Consider the following 17,845-nt stretch of genomic DNA (forward strand, 5'->3'; position numbering starts at 1 on the left):
TAGCTGTTGGGGTTCAGTCTAGGCCAAGTATCGGGTAGTAGACCAGAGTGGCGTCCTACCCGATAGCGCTCATCGCCTGTCAGTCGGCGACAGGCTTTTGTTCGCTAAGCTTGTCAGCCAGGCGTACGAACGCGGCCAGGTCGAGTTGCTCGGGACGCAGGCTGCCATCGACGCCGGCGGCTTCGATTTCGGCATTGCTCAGCAGCAGCTTGAGGGTGTTGCGCAGGGTTTTGCGGCGCTGGTTGAACGCTTCGCGCACGACGCGTTCCAGTAGGCGGTGATCCTTGGCCGGGTGTGGCAGTACCGCGTGGGGCACCAGGCGCACGATGGCCGAGTCGACTTTCGGCGGCGGGTTGAACGCGCCCGGGCCGACGTTGAACAGGTGTTCGACCCGGCAGTGATACTGAACCATGATCGACAACCGACCCCAGTCACCACCACCAGGACCGGCAGCAAGGCGCTCGACCACTTCCTTTTGCAGCATGAAGTGCATGTCGCGGATCAGGTGCGAGTTGTGCAGCAGGTGAAAAATCAGCGGCGTGGAGATGTTGTACGGCAGGTTGCCGACCACTCGCAGGCTGCCAGGCACGGCATTGAGGCTGTTGAAATCGAACTTCAGCGCATCGCCCTGATGCAGGTTGAAGTTGCTCTTGCCGGAAAACTGCTGGTTGAGGATCGGGATCAGGTCCTTGTCCAGTTCCACCACATCGAGTTGCGCGCCGCTGCTGAGCAGGCCTTGGGTCAGTGCGCCCTGGCCCGGGCCGATTTCCAGCAGGCGGTCTTCTGCCTTGGCATGAATGGAACGCAGGATTCGGTCGATAACGCCCGCATCGTGCAGGAAGTTCTGGCCAAAGCGTTTGCGCGCCTTGTGTTGGTAATGCTCGGTCATAAACGGGTCTCGGCCATCTGGTAGGCGGTTTCCAGGGCGACTTGCAGGCTGCCGGTATCGATTTTGCCGCTGCCGGCCAGGTCCAGGGCGGTGCCGTGGTCGACCGAGGTGCGGATGATCGGCAAGCCGAGGGTCACGTTGACTGCCGCGCCGAAGCCTTTGTACTTCAGCACCGGCAAGCCCTGGTCGTGGTACATCGCCAGCACCGCATCGCAGTGCTCCAGATATTTGGGGGTAAACAGAGTGTCGGCGGGCAGGGGGCCGCGAAGGTCCATGCCCTCGCCGCGCAGGCGCTCTAATGTGGGTTCGATGATATCGATTTCTTCATGGCCCAGGTGCCCGCCTTCGCCGGCATGGGGGTTGAGCCCGCAGACCAGGATGCGTGGCCGGGCGATGCCGAACTTGTTTTGCAGGTCGGCGTGCAGGATTCGCGTGACGCGTTCCAGACGCTCCGGCGTGATTGCGTCGGCAATCTCGCGAAGGGGCAGGTGAGTGGTCACCAGGGCCACGCGCAAACCGTGCGTGGCCAGCATCATCACCACTTGCGCGGTGTGGGTCAGGTCGGCGAGGAATTCCGTGTGCCCGGAGAAGGCGATGCCGGATTCGTTGATGACGCCTTTGTGCACCGGCGCGGTAATCATGCCGGTGAAATCTCCGCTCAGACAGCCCTGGCCGGCGCGGGTCAGGGTTTCCAGTACAAAGGCGGCGTTGGCCTTGTCCAGTTGCCCGGCGACGACCTTGGCATTGAGCGGTGTATCCCAGACATACAGGCTGTTGGCTGGCGCGGGTGCGTCCGGCCAGTTGTCCGGTGTGACCGGCAGCAGATCGACAGCCACGCCCAGTTGCACGGCCCGCTCAATGAGCAGGTCGCGACTGGTAATGGCAATCAGGGGGTGAGGCTGGGCTTGCGAGGCGAGCAGCAGGCACAGGTCGGGACCTATGCCGGCCGGTTCGCCGGGTGTCAGCGCGAAACGTTGGGGTTTCACTGTGCTGCCTGGTCGGCGCCAGGGAGTTTGATTTCCACATACGCTTCGTCACGGATCTGACGCAGCCAGGTCTGCAGCTCTTCGTCGTATTTGCGGTTACGCAAAACGGTCATCGCTTGCTGCTCGCGAGCCTGTGAGGTGCTGTCGGTGGCGCGACGGCCAAGGACTTCCAGGACATGCCAGCCGTATTGAGTCTGGAACGGCCTGGACAGCTGACCTTGCGGGGTCTTGGCCATCACTTCGCGGAATTCGGGCACCAGTGCGTTCGGGTCGATCCAGTTCAGGTCGCCGCCGTTGAGGGCGGATCCCGGGTCTTCCGAGTAGCTTTTCGCCAGCTCGCCAAAGTCTTCGCCAGCCTCGATTCGGCTGTAGAGCGACTCTGCCAGGGCCTTGGTTTTTGCTTCGTCGCGGATCGGGCTCGGCTTGACCAGGATGTGGCGCACATGCACTTCGTCGCGCATCTGGGTCTGGCCACCACGCTTTTCGAGGACCTTCAGGATGATGAAGCCGCCCGGGGTGCGCATTGGCTGGGTGACATCACCCACCGGCATGGTGCTCAGCAGGCGATCGAACGGCGGAGGCAATTGAGCGGCTTTACGCCAGCCCATGTCGCCACCTTCCAGTGCGGTTTCGCTGGCGGACTTGGCGATTGCCAATTGACCGAAGTCAGCGCCTTGCTTGAGCTGCTGGTAAATCGCATCGGCCTGTTTGGCTGCATTCTGAATCGCGTCGGAGTTGGCGCTTTCCGGCGTGGGAATCAGGATGTTGGCCAGATGGAACTCTTCGGACAGCTGCATTTTGCCCAGGTCGGATGCCAGGAAGTTCTTCACTTCCTGCTCGGAGACCTGAATGCGTTCGGCGACCCGACGCTGGCGTACACGGCTGATGACCATTTCGCGGCGTATCTGCTCACGTGCGTCGTCGTAGGACAAACCGTCGCGAGTCAGGGCGGCGCGGAACTGCTCGACAGACATGTTGTTGCGCTGGGCAATGGTGCCGACAGCCTGGTTCAACTCTTCGTCAGTAATGCGGATGCCGGAGCGCTCGCCGATCTGCAATTGCAGGTTTTCGACGATCAGACGCTCAAGTACCTGCTGCTCCAGCACGCTGGCCGGCGGTACGGCAGAACCACGCTTGGCGATGGTTTGCTGAACTTCATGAACCCGTTGGTCCAGTTGGCTCTGCATGACCACGTCGTTGTCGACGATGGCCACCACTTTATCGATGGACTGTACGGCGGCGCTCGCCGCCGTACTCAGGAACAGCGCGCCCAGCATCAGCGGGCGCAGACAATCAGAAAGCTTGGTCTTCACGTTCACGATAACCTTGAATGCCTTTGTCGAGGAAGCTCTCTACCTTGGCGCCAGTCAGGCCGCCGAGCCCCTTCAGAACAATTTGGAGGAAGACGCCATGGTCGCCTTTTTCGTTTTGCGGTGCTTCCTGACTGAACTCGTCATAGGAAACCCAGTAACGGTTGATCAGGCGCAGTTTCCAGCAGCAGTTGTCGTACTCGAAACCACCGAAGGCTTCCAGGGTGCGGTTGCGGTTGTAGTCATACTGCCAACGGGTGATGGCGTTCCATTGCGGCACGACCGGCCAGATCACCGAGAAGTCGTGCTGTTCGATCTTGTAGTAATCCTTCACGTAGCCAGGAGTGCCAGGGGTGCCGTAGTCACCGCCAAACTGCCATTCGCCAGTGTTCTGGTTGTAGATCACCTGGTCGTTACGATAGCGATACCCGGCGTTGATAACCTTGTTCGGGTTGTCTTCAGGCTGGTAGTGGAACATCGCGCTGCCCGAGCGAGGGCTGCGGCTGTCCGGGTCCCAGTTGTAGTCGGCCGTGGTGCGCCAGTCGCGGTTCCAGCGGTATTCGTATTCCAGTGCGTACGGCGAAACGCTGGCTTGGGCATCGGCGCGGGTTTTTGGATTGACACCAGGCAACTGAACCTCGCGGTCCTTGAAGTACAAGGCCTGGCCTACGCTGATGCGTTGACGTTCGAATCCGTTGTCTTCGATCCAGCGGCTGGTCACGCCCAGGGACAGTTTGTTTTCGTCGCCGACACGGTCGGAGCCGGAGAAACGGTTGTCACGAAACAGAGACGCATAGTTGAAGGTGTATTCGCTGGTATCGAATACCGGAATGTCTTCCTGGTCGACCTCAGGCACGTACAGGTAGAACAGGCGTGGCTCGAGGGTCTGGCGGTAGTTCTTGCCGAAATACTGGGTATTGCGATCGAAGTACAAGCCGCTGTCGATGCTGGCGATCGGTACGCTGCGGTTCTGGTTGGTGTCGAAGGTACCGCTTAGCTTGTCCTGCTGTGCAGTTTGCTGAGCAATTTGAGCCTTGCCGATGCTGTCCAGATCCAGTTGATACTGGGTGTACTGGTACTTGAGTTTTGGTTTCAGGAAACCGTACGTCGTGTTCATCGGCAGACTGATGGCAGGCGCAAGATTCAGGCGGTCGCCGTTGGCGCGAGCCAAGCCTCGGATGTTGTTATCAATGCGCGGCGTTACATTACCGTCTTCGTCGGAGTAGTTGCCGGTCTCCAGGTCTCGATCAAACCGGACAAGTTCGGTTTCGTAGGAGAAGTTCAAGCCTTCGGGATGATACGGCAGCGCGCCATTGAAGGTGATCTGCGGCAAACGGTCGTACGGTGTAATGTTCGAAACGGTCGCCAGTTGATAGGCCTGGGCATTTACGCGAGCGGTATAGCTGTCGCCGCGATAGGTGACAGAGCCCTGCTGGTTCACGTAGTCCTGGCTTTTCACGCCAATCTGGTCGGTCTGCAGATCCTGGAAGTAATACGGATCGCTGATCTTGGTGTAGTCGACTTGCGTGAGCGTCCGCGAGTCCAGACCGCCCTTGTGCTGCCAGTTGTACATGTAGCGGGTTTTTTCGGCGTCGGTCTGCTTATCGCGTTCGTTGCTTTCGTCGTTGAGGTACGCCGCGCCGAACTGGCCTTCGCTGGACTTGGTCAGGTAGCGGAACTCGCCTTCCATCAACAAGCCGTGCTTTTCCATGTAGCGTGGATACAACGTGGCATCGTAGTTCGGCGCCAGGTTGAAGTAGTACGGGGTGACCAGCATGAAGCCGGTATCGCTGCCGGTGCCGATGGTCGGCGGCAGGAAGCCGGACTGACGACGGTCGTCGATCGGGAAATAGATGTACGGCGTGTACAGGACCGGAATGTCCTTGACCCGCAGCGTCACGTTGGTCGCCGTACCGAAACCGGTGGCCGGGTTCAGGGTGATGTTGTTGCCCTTGAGCTGCCAGGCGTTGCTGTTCGGTTCGCACGTGGTGTACGTACCATCCTTGAGGCGGATGATCGCGTTCTCGGCACGTTTGGCGTACAGCGCATTACCGCGGATGCGGGATTTGTGCATCACGTATTCGGCGTTGTCGACTTTGGCTTCACCCGTGTCGAGCTGCACGTCGGCGTGATCGCCCACGATCAGCGCGCCGTTGTCGCGAATGCGCACGTTGCCGTTCAGCTCGCCACGACTTTCGGCCTGGTACAGGTTGGCTTCGTCGGCTTCGACCTGCATGCTGCCCTGGCGCATGACCACGTCACCGGCCAGGGTCGCAATTTGCTCATCCTGCTTATAGCGGGAGGCTTTTGCGCCGATAAAGGTTGGAGCGTCACTTTTATTCGTCTTGTCATCCATGCCAGGACGAATCGGTTCGATATAGGAACCGGAGCAATAAGGACCGGTTTCGGCCAATTGTGCGGCGGTGAGCTGCTCGCGGGGAACCCAGTCGAGGTGGCTGTAGTCTGCGCTACGCGATGTCAGGCCACGGCCTTTGGATTCGGTGACCAGCACCGGCCTGGTGCCGGCCTCTTCACTGGAACCGTTCTCGGCCGGGGCTTCGCCGGTAGCGGAAACTGCGCTGCCGTCATGGACGGGACGCGGTGGCAATGCAGCCGCCGGCGTTTTTGGCGCACAGTCCCAGGAACCCGAAGCAGAGACTGAGCAGTCAAACTGTTCCGCGGCGACCACGTAGGAAGTGGCAAGGGGTTGCAGCGCCAGCAAACTGCCGGTAACCAACAACGGAAATTTTTTACGAAACGCGGGGGATTTCAATGCCATCTTATTAGTCCGGGCTTCCTGCGTGCCATCTGCCCGCGGTGTGGGCCGCACGCCTCTCGATGGTCTGAAAAAGATGCTGGATAATAAAGCATGACCCGCTTGACGGCTAGCGCCGTCGGAGACCCTTGTAATGCCTGATCAAGATGTACGCTTGCAACACCTGAAAGTTTGGCTCGATCAACAATTGACGACCCTTTTTGCCGAGCAGGGCTGGGGCGTCGTACCCCCGGCCACGTTGACTGCGGCCAGCAGCGACGCGAGTTTCCGGCGGTATTTCCGCTGGGAAGGCGGTGACAAAAGTTTCATCGTGATGGACGCGCCGCCGCCCCAGGAAAACTGCAAACCCTTCGTGGATATCGCCTTTTTGCTGGCGAAATCCGGAATAAATGTGCCGAAAATTTATGCCGAAGACCTCGAGCGCGGTTTTCTTTTGCTCAATGACCTGGGCAACAAGACCTATCTGGACGTCATCGACAGCGAAAACGCCGACGATTTGTTCAAGGATGCACTGCAAGCGTTGCTGGCTTTCCAGCAGTTGCCGATGGTTGCGCCTCTGCCGAGCTATGACGTGGCCTTGCTGCGTCGTGAGCTGGAACTGTTCCCCGAGTGGTACGTGAAACGCGAACTGGGCGTCGAATTCGACGCGGCGCAACAAGTGCTCTGGCAGCAGGTCAGCGAACTGTTGATCGACAGCGCCCTGGCACAGCCCAAAGTCCTGGTACATCGCGACTATATGCCGCGCAACCTGATGCTCAGCGAGCCCAATCCCGGGGTGCTGGATTTCCAGGATGCGGTGTATGGCCCGGTGACCTACGACGTGACCTGCCTGTTCAAGGACGCATTCCTCAGCTGGCCCGCGGAGCGTGTGCACGGCTGGCTCGAAAGCTACTGGCATCAAGCGGGGTCCCTCGGGATTCCGGTCCAGCCCGACTTCGAGGACTTCCTGCGTGCCAGCGACTTGATGGGTGTGCAACGTCACCTGAAAGTCATCGGCATTTTTGCGCGCATCTGCCATCGCGACGGCAAACCGCGTTATCTGGGTGATGTGCCGCGTTTCTTTGCGTACATAGAAGCGGTGATCGCTCGCCGCCCTGAACTGGTCGAACTGGATGTGCTGCTGGCCAGTCTGCGCGCCGGAGTGAAAGCATGAAGGCAATGATTCTGGCCGCGGGTAAAGGCGAGCGCATGCGCCCGCTGACCCTGACCACGCCAAAGCCGCTGGTTCGTGCAGGCGGCGTGCCGCTGATCGAGTATCACCTGCGAGCGCTGGCCGCTGCCGGGTTCACCGACATCGTGATCAATCACGCCTGGCTCGGTCAGCAGATCGAAGACTATCTGGGCGATGGATCGCGTTATGGCGTGAGCATTCAGTACTCGGCCGAAGGTGAGCCCCTGGAAACCGGCGGCGGGATTTTTCGCGCGTTGCCGTTGCTGGGGGATGAAGCGTTTGTCGTGGTCAACGGCGACATCTGGACCGATTACGACTTCAGCGTGCTACATCAGCCCATCAACGGCCTGGCGCACCTGGTGCTGGTCAGCAACCCGTCCCATCATCCGGCCGGGGACTTCAGCCTGGTCGAAACGCTGGTGCACGACGGTCAGTCAGAGGTTGGTACCCTGACCTACAGTGGCATCGCCGTGTTGCATCCGCAGTTGTTCGACGGTTGCACCGCGGGGGCCTTCAAGCTCGCGCCGCTGTTGCGCAGGGCCATGGCTGACGGGCAGGTGACCGGCGAGCAGTTGAGGGGACACTGGGTCGATGTCGGCACTCACGAGCGGCTGGCCGAAGTTGAAACATTAATAGAAGCGAGCCGCTGACATGCTGTGGCCAGGGACTCTGATCGGAGCCGGAGCAGGCTTTGCCATAGCCAGCATTCCGGGGGCCATTCTCGGCGCGTTGTTGGGGCAGGCGCTGGATCGGCGCTTGCACCTGCAAAGCTGGGGACACTTGCGGGAAAAACTGGGCGGTCGCCCGGTGCTACGTAACGATGAATTGCTGTTTGTTCTGTTGGGGCGACTGGCCAAGTGTGACGGCCAGGTGATGTCCGGGCACATCGAACAGGCCCGGGCGGAAATGCGCTCGCTGGACATGTCCGAGTCGGCCCGGCGTCGTGCGATTGCCGCGTTCAATCGCGGCAAGTCGGGCCGTGTCCGGCTGCGCGGTTATCTGCGTCGCCTGAGTGCCCAGCCCCATGCGGCGGAAGGTGTTTTGCGCGCCTGCTGGCGAATGGTCTGGGCCGATGGCCGTGCCGGCAGCGGTGAACGTCAATTGATTGGCCAATGGGGCAAGTGGCTGGGCTGGACGCCCCATCAGGTGCAGGCTTTGGCCCACGACTATGAGCCGCAGAAACGGCCACTGGGCAACAGTGCACCAAGTTATCAGGACGCGTTGAGGCTTTTGGGGGTGTCGGCTACCACTGAACCGGCGCAGATCAAGCGTGCTTATCGGCGCCTGCTCAGTCGCCATCATCCGGACAAGATTGCCGGCAGTGGCGCGACGGCGATGCAGGTGCGTGAGGCCACCGAGCGAACGCGTGAACTGCATAATGCCTACACGCTGATTCGGGAGCGGCGGGATTTTCGCTAGCCCGGATAACTTGCGTCGCCAGTGATACCGCTATCGCGAGCAAGCTCGCTCCCACAGGTTTGATGTCGTCCGCAATTTCGTGATCGACATAAAACCTGTGGGAGCGTGGCTTGCCCGCGATGAAGGCGACACAGTCTGTCAGTCAGTCGCAGGCTGCGGATTCAACCAGCCCCGCACCCGACGGAACAGTTGCTCCTGTTCGGTCTTGGTATCGGGCAACGCCTTGAGTGCGACCTGGCTGAATGCCGATGACTTCTGGCGTTTGCTGGCCTGCAGGCGCTCCAGTGCTGCGTCGCGATCCAGAGCTTTGTCCTTGTAGAAAATATCAGCGGTCGGCAGTTTCAGGGTAGGGCTCAGCTCGGCCAGTCCGGGCGTGGTCGCCACAGGTGTCCGGGCGGCAACCATCACCAGCTTCTCGACCTGCGATGGCTGCTTTTCGCTCAGGTAGCGCGCGGCCCAATAGGCGCCGGAACCATGCCCCAATACCACGATACTGCGGGCGCTTTGCTGTTCGGCGAACGCAATCGCGGCGTCGATCCGGGCAAAGATGCGCTCGGCATCTGCCTTGGACTGCTCCTCAGCGGTTTCGGCAATGGGCTTGTCGGCCACATCGGCCTCGCCACCGGCCACCTGTTCGATAGGGGCGGCGGTGGTTGAGTCTTTGCTGGCGTTTTCGGCGGCCTTGGGAGCCGGCGCCGCTTCCACGATTCGTGGCGCAATGGCATCGCTTTGCAGGTCCGGCAAGGTGATACTCAGGCTGCTCCACTCGGCATCCGGCAATTTGCGCCGCAAAGGGCCGACGGCTTGCGGCCAGTCAACGGTTTCACCGGCGCCCGGGATGATAATCACCGCGCCTTTGGGTTCGGCGGTATTGGCCGGTTTCCACAAGGCCAGAAAGGTGTCGGTGCCTGCTTGCAGTGGTTGCTGTTCCTGAGCCGGGATTTTTCGCTCAAGTGCAGTCGCTTCTTCCTGACTACGCTCAGGCAGCGGCTGACGTTCGAGTGGTTTTTCTTCGGCGGTTTTTTCTTCCACGGCAGGCGCCGGGTCGGCCGCCTTGGCGGAAAAAGCGCAAGGCAGGATCAGCGACAGGCACAATGCTGGCAGTGCCAGGCGGTAGACAGGGGGCATCGGATATTCCAGGCCAGAAGATGTTCCGGCAGCCTAATGGGTTGGTCAGTATTTGTCAGTGTGTGAGAGTTCAATGATGCGTTTTCGCTGCCTGTGGGTTATCGGCTGTTTGTGGCTTCCCTTGATGGGCTGGGCGGCGGCCGCGCCTGCGGCGCCTGTTGCCCAGCTTTCCCCGAAACAGCAGTACTGGCTGGCGCAGCAGGGCGAGTTGCGGGTCGGCCTGGTGTTGCAGGCGCCCTATGCGCAATACGATCGCCGCTTGCAGCGCCTGTCCGGGGTGAACGTCGAGTTGATGAAGTGGCTGGCAAAAAACCTCAATGTCGAACTGAGCTGGCGCAATTTCCCCGACCTTGAACAATTGGAAGCCGCGGCCCGCGAAGGCGAAATCGACATCGCTCCGGGGTTGACCCAGACCCCAGGCGGGCTGCGCCTCTGGCAGTTTTCCGACCCTTACATGCGGGTGCCGCAATTGGTGGTCAGCGACCAGAAAAGCGCCGGCGCGGTCGAGCTGGAAAAGCTCGACAGCCAGACCCGCGTCGCCGTGCGCATGCCCAGTGCCATCGCCGATTACCTGCGCGGCAACTACCCGCACCTGAATCTGCAAGGCGTACCGATGGAGCGCCAGGCATTGCAATTATTGGTCGGCCAACAGGCGACTTATGCGGTGATCGATGAGGCGCAACTGGGACGCTTGTCGGTCGAGTCGGAGTTCGCCGGGCTGGTGGTGGTGGGGGACGTCGGCCTGCCGCAGCTGCTGCGGGTGGCCACGCTCCGCGACAAGCCGGAACTGGCGGGCATCGTCGAAAGTGCATTGCGGGCGATCCCGGCCAAGGATCTGGAGCAACTGCACAATCAATGGCTGCAACCCAAATATCCGCGGCTCACCGAGTCTCCGGGGTTTTGGCAAAACCTCTGCCTGCTGCTGGCCGTGCTGGCGTTGAGCTGCATGGCCATCGTGGTCTGGCAGCGTCGCCAGCAGCACAACCTGGAGCAGCGCCTGTTGGCCGCGCAGGAAGACATCGCCTTGCGCGCCGCCAGCGAAGAGGCCTTGCGCCTCACTCAGTTCTCCATCGACCAGAGCACCGTCGGTATCCTCTGGGTCAACTGGGACAGCCATGTGCGCTACGCCAACCGTGCGGCGGAAAGCATGCTGGGCTATCCGCCTGGCGGGATCATTGATCGGCCCCTGATCGATTTCGAGCCTGGCCTGCACATGGACCGTTGGCTGAACCTGTGGAAGCGCGCCAGGGCCAGTGAAGACGGCCCGCAAAGCTTCGAATCCAATTGCGTGAGGGCCGATGGCAGCATCCTGCCGGCCGATGTCTCGTTGAGTTTCCTGCGCTTTCGTGATGGCGAATACCTGGTGGTTTACCTCAACGATGTCACCGAGCGGCGCCGTGCTCTGGCGGCCTTGCAGGAAAGCGAAGCGCGGCTGCAAGGCATCGCCGCCAACGTTCCGGGACTGGTTTTCCGGTTGGAGCGGGCGCCGGTGACCGGTCAAATCGACTTTGCCTACATCAGCGAAGGCAGCGAAAGCCTGGTGGGTTACTCGCCGGCCACGCTGGCGCATCGCGATAAAGGCCTGCGCAGTCTCGTGCATCCGGATGACAAGGCCAGCTATCACCAGACCCAGGATCATGCGCTGGATACCGACAGCGACTGGTCGTGGCAGGGGCGAATTCTTACGCGTCAGGGCGAGCAGCGCTGGGCGGAAATCAAGGCCATCACCCGTCGGCTGGAAGACGGCGCCTATGTCTGGGACGGGATCGTCTGGGACATCAGCGAAAGCAAGCGCATCGAACTTGAACTGGCCAGCTCTCGGGAGCAGCTGCGTGAGTTGTCCGCGCATCTGGAAAGCGTGCGCGAAGAAGAAAAAGCGCGCATTGCCCGGGAAGTTCACGACGAGTTGGGTCAGATGCTGACCGTGTTGAAGCTGGAAACGTCGATGTGCGAACTGGCCTACGCGCAACTTGATCCGGGCCTGAACGAGCGCCTTGGCAGCATGAAGCGCCTGATCGCTCAACTGTTCCAATTGGTTCGCGACGTGGCGACCGCATTGCGCCCGCCGATTCTCGATGCCGGCATTGCCTCGGCCATCGAATGGCAGGCCCGACGATTCGAGGCGCGTACGCAGATCCCGTGTCTGGTGCAGGTGCCGGACAATTTGCCTGTGCTCAGCGATGCGAAGGCAATCGGCCTGTTTCGAATCCTTCAGGAGGCGCTGACCAATGTCATGCGGCACGCCCAGGCGCATACTGTTGAACTGACACTGACCCTTGAAGGCGATGAGTTGTGTCTGACGGTCAGCGATGATGGAGTAGGATTTGTCGCCGCGCCTGGCAGGCCAACATCCTTTGGGATCGTCGGAATGCGTGAGCGGGTGTTGATTATGGGCGGTGAGTTATCCCTTGAGAGTGAGCCGGGTGAAGGCACCTCCCTAAGCGTGCGAGTACCGCTCGATAGATCTTGAATCTGGAGAAGAACGTGATCCGTGTACTGGTAGCCGAGGACCACACCATTGTCCGCGAAGGCATCAAGCAGTTGATTGGCCTGGCCAAGGACTTGCTGGTGGTGGGGGAGGCGAGCAATGGCGAGCAGTTGCTCGACACCTTGCGTCATGTGCCCTGCGAAGTGGTGTTGCTGGACATCTCCATGCCGGGCGTCAACGGCCTGGAAGCGATTCCGCGGATTCGCGCCTTGAACAATCCACCGGCGATCCTGGTGCTGTCGATGCACGATGAAGCGCAAATGGCCGCCCGGGCGTTGAAGGTGGGCGCTGCGGGTTATGCGACCAAGGACAGCGACCCGGCGCTGTTGCTGACGGCCATTCGCAAAGTGGCGTCAGGCGGGCGTTATATCGACCCGGAACTGGCCGACCGCATGGTTTTCGAGGTCGGTCTTACCGACTCACGGCCATTGCACTCGCTGCTCTCCGAGCGCGAATTTTCAGTGTTCGAACGCCTGGCCCAGGGCGCCAACGTCAATGACATCGCCCAGCAACTGGCGCTGAGCAGCAAGACCATCAGCACCCACAAGGCGCGACTGATGCAAAAGCTCAACATCACTTCGCTGGCGGAACTGGTGAAGTACGCGATGGAACACAAGCTCCTCTAAAGCACACCGCTGTACCTGTGGGAGCGAGCTTGCTCGCGATGAGGCCCTATCAGTCAATACTGATGTCGACTGACAGTCCGCTATCGCGAGCAAGCTCGCTCCCACAGGGTTCTCCATCAGTCGTTGAACCGTGCGCATATCCAATAGCGACGTGCCTGACGAGCCGCTTATACCGTTACTTGTGGCTTGTAGCTGACCCCTTGCCACTGCGTTTGCCAAAACGCGCCATCCTTGTAGGGCAATCCCTACCCCCAGCCTTCCATCCGGCTGAGGCCAATCTCTCTTGCACCCCGATTTGCGCGGTCCCCGGCGTCCACTAGGCTTAGTCCCACAGCAGTCATCAATAACAAAGGTGTGGGTATGAGCCAGGTCGATTCAAGCGCAGGGGCCAATGATGTTCTGGTCAGCTTTCGTGGAGTGCAGAAGAGCTACGACGGCGAGAACCTGATCGTCAAGGACCTCAACCTGGACATTCGCAAAGGCGAATTCCTCACGTTGCTCGGGCCGTCCGGCTCCGGCAAGACCACCAGCCTGATGATGCTCGCCGGTTTCGAAACGCCGACCGCGGGCGAAATCCTGTTGGCCGGGCGTGCCATCAACAACGTGCCGCCGCACAAGCGCGACATCGGCATGGTGTTCCAGAACTACGCACTGTTCCCGCACATGACGGTGGCCGAGAACCTGGCATTCCCGCTGACCGTGCGTGGAATGAACAAGAGCGACGTCAGTGCCCGGGTCAAGCGCGTGCTGAGCATGGTCCAGCTCGATGCCTTCGCCCAGCGTTACCCGGCGCAGCTCTCCGGCGGCCAGCAACAGCGTGTGGCATTGGCCCGGGCGCTGGTGTTCGAGCCGCAACTGGTGCTGATGGACGAACCTCTTGGCGCACTCGACAAACAACTGCGTGAACACATGCAGATGGAGATCAAGCATCTGCACCAGCGCCTGGGCGTCACCGTGGTCTACGTGACCCACGATCAGGGCGAAGCCTTGACCATGTCCGACCGTGTGGCGGTTTTCCACCAGGGCGAAATCCAGCAGATCGCGCCACCGCGCACCCTCTACGAAGAGCCGAAGAACACCTTCGTCGCCAACTTCATCGGCGAGAACAACCGACTTAATGGCCGCCTGCACAGCCAAACCGGCGACCGTTGCATTGTCGAGCTCGGACGCGGCGAAAAGGTGGAGGCCCTGGCGGTCAACGTCGGCCAGACCGGTGAGCCGGTGACCCTGTCCATTCGTCCAGAGCGAGTGAGCCTCAATGGCTCCAGCGACCAATGCGTAAACCGCTTCTCCGGGCGAGTCGAGGAATTCATCTATCTGGGCGACCACGTCCGGGTTCGCATGGAAGTCTGCGGCAAGACTGACTTCTTCGTGAAACAGCCGATTGCCGAGCTTGATCCCTCGCTCGCCGTCGGCGACGTGGTACCGCTTGGCTGGCAGGTCGAGCACGTTCGTGCACTCGATCCCCTTCTAGAGGCGAACTGATCGCCCCGGCAATACCAACACCAACCCTGCACGTGGAGAGAACAATAAATGTTGAGATCCCTGAAATTCACCGCTTTGGCACTGGGCATGATGGGCGCGGCACACGCAATGGCGGCCGGCCCGGACCTGACCGTGGTGTCCTTTGGTGGCGCGAACAAGGCGGCTCAGGTCAAAGCCTTCTACGCACCGTGGGAAGCGGCAGGCAATGGCAAGATCGTGGCCGGCGAGTACAACGGCGAAATGGCCAAGGTCAAGGCCATGGTCGATACCAAGAGCGTGTCCTGGGATCTGGTAGAGGTTGAATCGCCGGAGCTGTCCCGTGGTTGCGACGAGGACATGTTCGAGCAGCTTGATCCGAAGTTGTTCGGCAAGACCGAAGACTACGTCAAGGGCGCTATTCAGCCTTGCGGCGTGGGTTTCTTCGTGTGGTCGACCGTGCTGGCCTACAACGCCGACAAACTGAAAAGCGCACCGACCAGTTGGGTGGATTTCTGGGACACCAAGCAGTTCCCGGGCAAGCGTGGCCTTCGTAAGGGCGCCAAGTACACCCTGGAATTCGCACTGATGGCCGACGGCGTTGCACCGAAAGACGTCTACAAGGTGCTGGCCGGCAAGGACGGTCAGGACCGCGCGTTCAAGAAGCTCGATGAACTCAAGCCGAACATCCAGTGGTGGGAAGCCGGCGCACAACCGCCGCAATACCTCGCTTCCGGTGACGTGGTCATGAGCTCGGCCTACAACGGCCGGATCGCTGCCGTGCAGAAAGAAAGCAACCTGAAAGTGGTGTGGAACGGCGGCATCTACGACTTCGACGCATGGGCCATTCCAAAAGGTCTGGATGCCAAACGCGCCGAAGCTGCGAAGAAATTCATCGCCTACTCGGTACAGCCACAGCAACAGAAGACCTACTCGGAAAACATCGCCTACGGCCCGGCCAACACCCAGGCCGTACCCTTGCTGTCCAAGGATGTCCTGAAAGACATGCCGACCACCCCGGAAAACATCGCCAACCAGGTGCAGATCGACGTCAGCTTCTGGGCTGACAACGGCGAGCAACTGGAACAGCGCTTCAACGCCTGGGCTGCCAAGTAAGACCGCACCGCGGGCTTACGCTGTAGGAGCGAGCTTGCTCGCGAAAGCAGTGGGTCAATCAACATAGATGTTGAATGTGATGGCCTCATCGCGAGCAAGCTCGCTCCCACAGGTTGCGGTGTTTCAACACAACAGAGGTGGTTCTCTGCCTCTGTAACGATCAAAGATTCCCGGAGTACGTCATGGCTATCGCCGTTCCCCTGAACGAGGGCACCAGCCCCACCTTGAAGCAGCGGCTCAAGCACGCCGAGCGGGTCAACCGCTGGAAAGCCCAGGCGTTGATCGCGCCGCTGGTGCTGTTTCTGTTGCTGGTGTTCCTGGTGCCGATCGTGGCGCTGCTCTACAAAAGCGTTGGCAATCCGGAAGTGGTCGGCGGCATGCCGCGCACCGTGACCGCCATCGCCAGTTGGGACGGCCGCGGCCTGCCCGCTGAACCGGTTTATAAAGCAGCGGCCGAAGACCTCGCCGAGGCTCGCAAGAATCAGACCCTGGGCGATCTGTCCAAGCGCCTGAACATGGAACTGGCCGGCTACCGCAGCCTGCTGACCAAAACCGCCCGCGCCTTGCCGCTCGCCACTGAGCCGGCTTCTTATAAAGAAGCGCTGGAAGGCCTCGATGAGCGTTGGGGCGACCCGGCCTACTGGCAAGCGGTGCGTCGCAACACCAGCAGCATCACCCCGTATTACCTGTTGGCGGCTGTCGATCATCGCATCGACGACCTCGGCGAAATCGCTCCGGCCACTCCGGATCAGGCGATCTACCTCGACATCTTCGCCCGCACCTTCTGGATGGGTCTGATCATCACCGTGATCTGCCTGGTGCTGGCGTATCCCCTGGCTTACCTGCTGGCGAACCTGCCGTCGCGTCAGAGCAACCTGCTGATGATTCTGGTGCTGTTGCCGTTCTGGACCTCGATCCTGGTACGCGTCGCGGCGTGGATCGTGTTGCTGCAATCGGGTGGCCTGATCAACAGCGGTCTGATGGCCATGGGGATCATCGATAAGCCGATCGAGCTGGTGTTCAACCGCGTCGGTGTCTACATCTCCATGGTGCACATCCTGCTGCCGTTCATGATCCTGCCGATCTACAGCGTTATGAAAGGCATCTCGCCGACCTACATGCGCGCCGCGATTTCCCTCGGCTGCCATCCGTTCGCCAGCTTCTGGCGGGTGTACTTCCCGCAGACCTATGCCGGCGTCGGCGCCGGTTGCCTGTTGGTGTTCATCCTCGCCATCGGCTACTACATCACCCCGGCGTTGCTGGGCAGCCCGAACGATCAGATGGTCAGCTACTTTGTCGCCTTCTACACCAACACCAGCATCAACTGGGGCATGGCGACCGCACTCGGTGGGCTGCTGTTGCTCGCGACGGTCGTGCTTTATCTGATTTACAGCTGGCTGGTAGGCGCAAGCCGCCTGCGCCTGAGCTAAGGGGAGAACGAAATGCTGAGTCCTTACATGTCGCCCATCGAACGGGTGTGGTTCTACAGCTTGCGGATTCTCTGCGGCTTGATTCTGTTGTTCCTGATCCTGCCGGTGCTGGTGATCATTCCGCTGTCGTTCAACTCCGGCAGCTTCCTGGTGTACCCGCTGCAGGGCTTCTCGCTGCAGTGGTATCACGACTTCTTCGCCTCGGCGGAGTGGATGCGCGCCCTGAAGAACAGCATCATCGTCGCCCCGGCGGCCACGGTGCTGGCGATGGTCTTCGGTACATTGGCGGCGATCGGCCTGACCCGGGGCGACTTCCCCGGCAAGGCGCTGGTGATGGCGCTGGTGATTTCACCGATGGTGGTGCCGGTGGTGATCATTGGTGTGGCCAGTTACCTGTTCTTTGCTCCACTGGGATTGGGTAACAGCTTCTTCTCGCTGATCGTGGTGCATGCGGTATTGGGTGTGCCGTTCGTGATCATTACCGTGTCGGCGACCTTGCAGGGGTTCAATCACAACCTGGTGCGGGCTGCTGCGAGCCTGGGTGCTTCGCCACTGACCACGTTCCGCCGTGTGACCTTGCCGCTGATTGCACCGGGCGTGATCTCCGGGGCGCTGTTTGCCTTCGCGACGTCGTTCGATGAGGTGGTGGTGACGCTGTTCCTCGCCGGCCCTGAACAAGCGACCCTGCCACGGCAGATGTTCAGCGGCATCCGCGAAAACCTCAGCCCGACCATCGCCGCCGCCGCGACGCTGCTGATTGCTTTCTCGGTGATCCTGCTGCTGACCCTGGAATGGCTACGTGGGCGTAGCGAGAAACTGCGTACTGCGCAGGTCTGAAGCCGAACCCGGTAAAAATGTGGGAGCGGGCTTGCTCGCGAAAGCGGAGTGTCAGCTGATGTATTAGTTGAATGACACACCGCCTTCGCGAGCAAGCCCGCTCCCACAGGGGCTTCCAGTGGACCATTAGTTCATTCACCGCCTGAATACCAGCCAACCCCAAATCCCCAGCTACTATTGTGCCCAGCTCCCCTACCTATAAGAGGCT

At 60.6% G+C, this 17,845-nt stretch carries 14 protein-coding genes; 9 read left to right on the top strand and 5 right to left on the bottom strand.

The genetic code is table 11. The features are described from left to right. Positions 1–79 precede the first annotated feature (79 nt). From rsmA to PMI34_RS09570, 4 genes are read right to left on the bottom strand one after another with little or no spacing between them, the layout of a single operon-like run. Positions 80–889 carry a 16S rRNA (adenine(1518)-N(6)/adenine(1519)-N(6))-dimethyltransferase RsmA gene (gene rsmA / locus PMI34_RS09585; RefSeq protein ID WP_008051621.1) on the bottom strand — a complete coding sequence of 270 codons (810 nt, stop codon included), beginning with the start codon at positions 887–889 and terminating at the stop codon, positions 80–82. Then, on the bottom strand, positions 886–1,875 hold the full coding sequence (gene pdxA, locus PMI34_RS09580; protein WP_008051623.1) for a 4-hydroxythreonine-4-phosphate dehydrogenase PdxA: 990 nt from the start codon (positions 1,873–1,875) through the stop codon (positions 886–888). Before pdxA ends, rsmA begins: the two co-directional genes overlap by 4 nt. Then, positions 1,872–3,188, bottom strand: a complete 1,317-nt coding sequence (surA, locus tag PMI34_RS09575; RefSeq protein WP_032829766.1) for a peptidylprolyl isomerase SurA — start codon at positions 3,186–3,188, stop codon at positions 1,872–1,874. The genes pdxA and surA overlap by 4 nt, the downstream gene beginning before the upstream one ends. Continuing rightward, positions 3,169–5,964, bottom strand: a complete 2,796-nt coding sequence (locus PMI34_RS09570; protein ID WP_008051627.1) for an LPS-assembly protein LptD — start codon at positions 5,962–5,964, stop codon at positions 3,169–3,171. The genes surA and PMI34_RS09570 overlap by 20 nt, the downstream gene beginning before the upstream one ends. A gap of 130 nt (positions 5,965–6,094) precedes the next feature. Here PMI34_RS09570 and PMI34_RS09565 point away from each other — a divergent pair, with 130 nt between their 5' ends. From PMI34_RS09565 to PMI34_RS09555, 3 genes are read left to right on the top strand one after another with little or no spacing between them, the layout of a single operon-like run. Further along, positions 6,095–7,114 (top strand): aminoglycoside phosphotransferase family protein, encoded by a 1,020-nt coding sequence (locus PMI34_RS09565; protein ID WP_008051629.1) that lies wholly within the window; start codon positions 6,095–6,097, stop codon positions 7,112–7,114. Continuing rightward, positions 7,111–7,782 (top strand): N-acetylmuramate alpha-1-phosphate uridylyltransferase MurU, encoded by a 672-nt coding sequence (gene murU / locus PMI34_RS09560; RefSeq protein ID WP_008051631.1) that lies wholly within the window; start codon positions 7,111–7,113, stop codon positions 7,780–7,782. The genes PMI34_RS09565 and murU overlap by 4 nt, the downstream gene beginning before the upstream one ends. Position 7,783: 1 nt before the next feature. Then, positions 7,784–8,551: a TerB family tellurite resistance protein gene (locus PMI34_RS09555; RefSeq protein WP_008051633.1), complete on the top strand. Its 768-nt coding sequence runs from the start codon at positions 7,784–7,786 to the stop codon at positions 8,549–8,551. A 138-nt stretch (positions 8,552–8,689) separates the two neighbouring features. Here the strand turns inward: PMI34_RS09555 and PMI34_RS09550 are convergent, their stop codons facing one another. Continuing rightward, a complete protein-coding gene (locus tag PMI34_RS09550) occupies positions 8,690–9,679 on the bottom strand; it encodes an alpha/beta hydrolase family protein (protein WP_008051636.1) in 990 nt (329 codons plus the stop codon). Between the two features lie 73 nt (positions 9,680–9,752). On the opposite strand from PMI34_RS09550, the gene PMI34_RS09545 reads away from it, so the two are divergent. From PMI34_RS09545 to PMI34_RS09520, 6 genes are all read left to right on the top strand, one after another. Continuing rightward, entirely contained in the window at positions 9,753–12,149 is a 2,397-nt protein-coding gene (locus PMI34_RS09545; protein WP_008051637.1) for a PAS domain-containing sensor histidine kinase, read from the top strand. A gap of 14 nt (positions 12,150–12,163) precedes the next feature. Beyond that, on the top strand, positions 12,164–12,793 hold the full coding sequence (locus tag PMI34_RS09540; RefSeq protein ID WP_008051638.1) for a response regulator: 630 nt from the start codon (positions 12,164–12,166) through the stop codon (positions 12,791–12,793). Positions 12,794–13,153: 360 nt separating this feature from the next. Next, entirely contained in the window at positions 13,154–14,278 is a 1,125-nt protein-coding gene (locus PMI34_RS09535) for an ABC transporter ATP-binding protein (protein ID WP_008051639.1), read from the top strand. Positions 14,279–14,326: 48 nt separating this feature from the next. Continuing rightward, positions 14,327–15,370: a polyamine ABC transporter substrate-binding protein gene (locus PMI34_RS09530; RefSeq protein ID WP_008051640.1), complete on the top strand. Its 1,044-nt coding sequence runs from the start codon at positions 14,327–14,329 to the stop codon at positions 15,368–15,370. A 182-nt stretch (positions 15,371–15,552) separates the two neighbouring features. Beyond that, positions 15,553–16,800 (top strand): ABC transporter permease, encoded by a 1,248-nt coding sequence (locus tag PMI34_RS09525; protein ID WP_007980201.1) that lies wholly within the window; start codon positions 15,553–15,555, stop codon positions 16,798–16,800. A gap of 12 nt (positions 16,801–16,812) precedes the next feature. Then, the gene (locus PMI34_RS09520) at positions 16,813–17,637 is read left to right on the top strand and encodes an ABC transporter permease (protein ID WP_007980200.1); all 825 of its coding nucleotides are present in this window, start codon (positions 16,813–16,815) and stop codon (positions 17,635–17,637) included. Positions 17,638–17,845 lie beyond the last annotated feature (208 nt).

The organism is Pseudomonas sp. GM74, from assembly GCF_000282455.1.
GTDB lineage: Bacteria > Pseudomonadota > Gammaproteobacteria > Pseudomonadales > Pseudomonadaceae > Aquipseudomonas.

Coding starts and splice junctions, on each gene's coding strand:
- rsmA (WP_008051621.1), bottom strand. CDS start 889: ATGACCGAGCATTACCAACACAAGGCGCGCAAACGCTTTGGCCAGAAC.
- PMI34_RS09570 (WP_008051627.1), bottom strand. CDS start 5,964: ATGGCATTGAAATCCCCCGCGTTTCGTAAAAAATTTCCGTTGTTGGTT.
- PMI34_RS09565 (WP_008051629.1), top strand. CDS start 6,095: ATGCCTGATCAAGATGTACGCTTGCAACACCTGAAAGTTTGGCTCGAT.
- murU (WP_008051631.1), top strand. CDS start 7,111: ATGAAGGCAATGATTCTGGCCGCGGGTAAAGGCGAGCGCATGCGCCCG.
- PMI34_RS09555 (WP_008051633.1), top strand. CDS start 7,784: ATGCTGTGGCCAGGGACTCTGATCGGAGCCGGAGCAGGCTTTGCCATA.
- PMI34_RS09550 (WP_008051636.1), bottom strand. CDS start 9,679: ATGCCCCCTGTCTACCGCCTGGCACTGCCAGCATTGTGCCTGTCGCTG.
- PMI34_RS09545 (WP_008051637.1), top strand. CDS start 9,753: ATGATGCGTTTTCGCTGCCTGTGGGTTATCGGCTGTTTGTGGCTTCCC.
- PMI34_RS09535 (WP_008051639.1), top strand. CDS start 13,154: ATGAGCCAGGTCGATTCAAGCGCAGGGGCCAATGATGTTCTGGTCAGC.
- PMI34_RS09530 (WP_008051640.1), top strand. CDS start 14,327: ATGTTGAGATCCCTGAAATTCACCGCTTTGGCACTGGGCATGATGGGC.
- PMI34_RS09525 (WP_007980201.1), top strand. CDS start 15,553: ATGGCTATCGCCGTTCCCCTGAACGAGGGCACCAGCCCCACCTTGAAG.
- PMI34_RS09520 (WP_007980200.1), top strand. CDS start 16,813: ATGCTGAGTCCTTACATGTCGCCCATCGAACGGGTGTGGTTCTACAGC.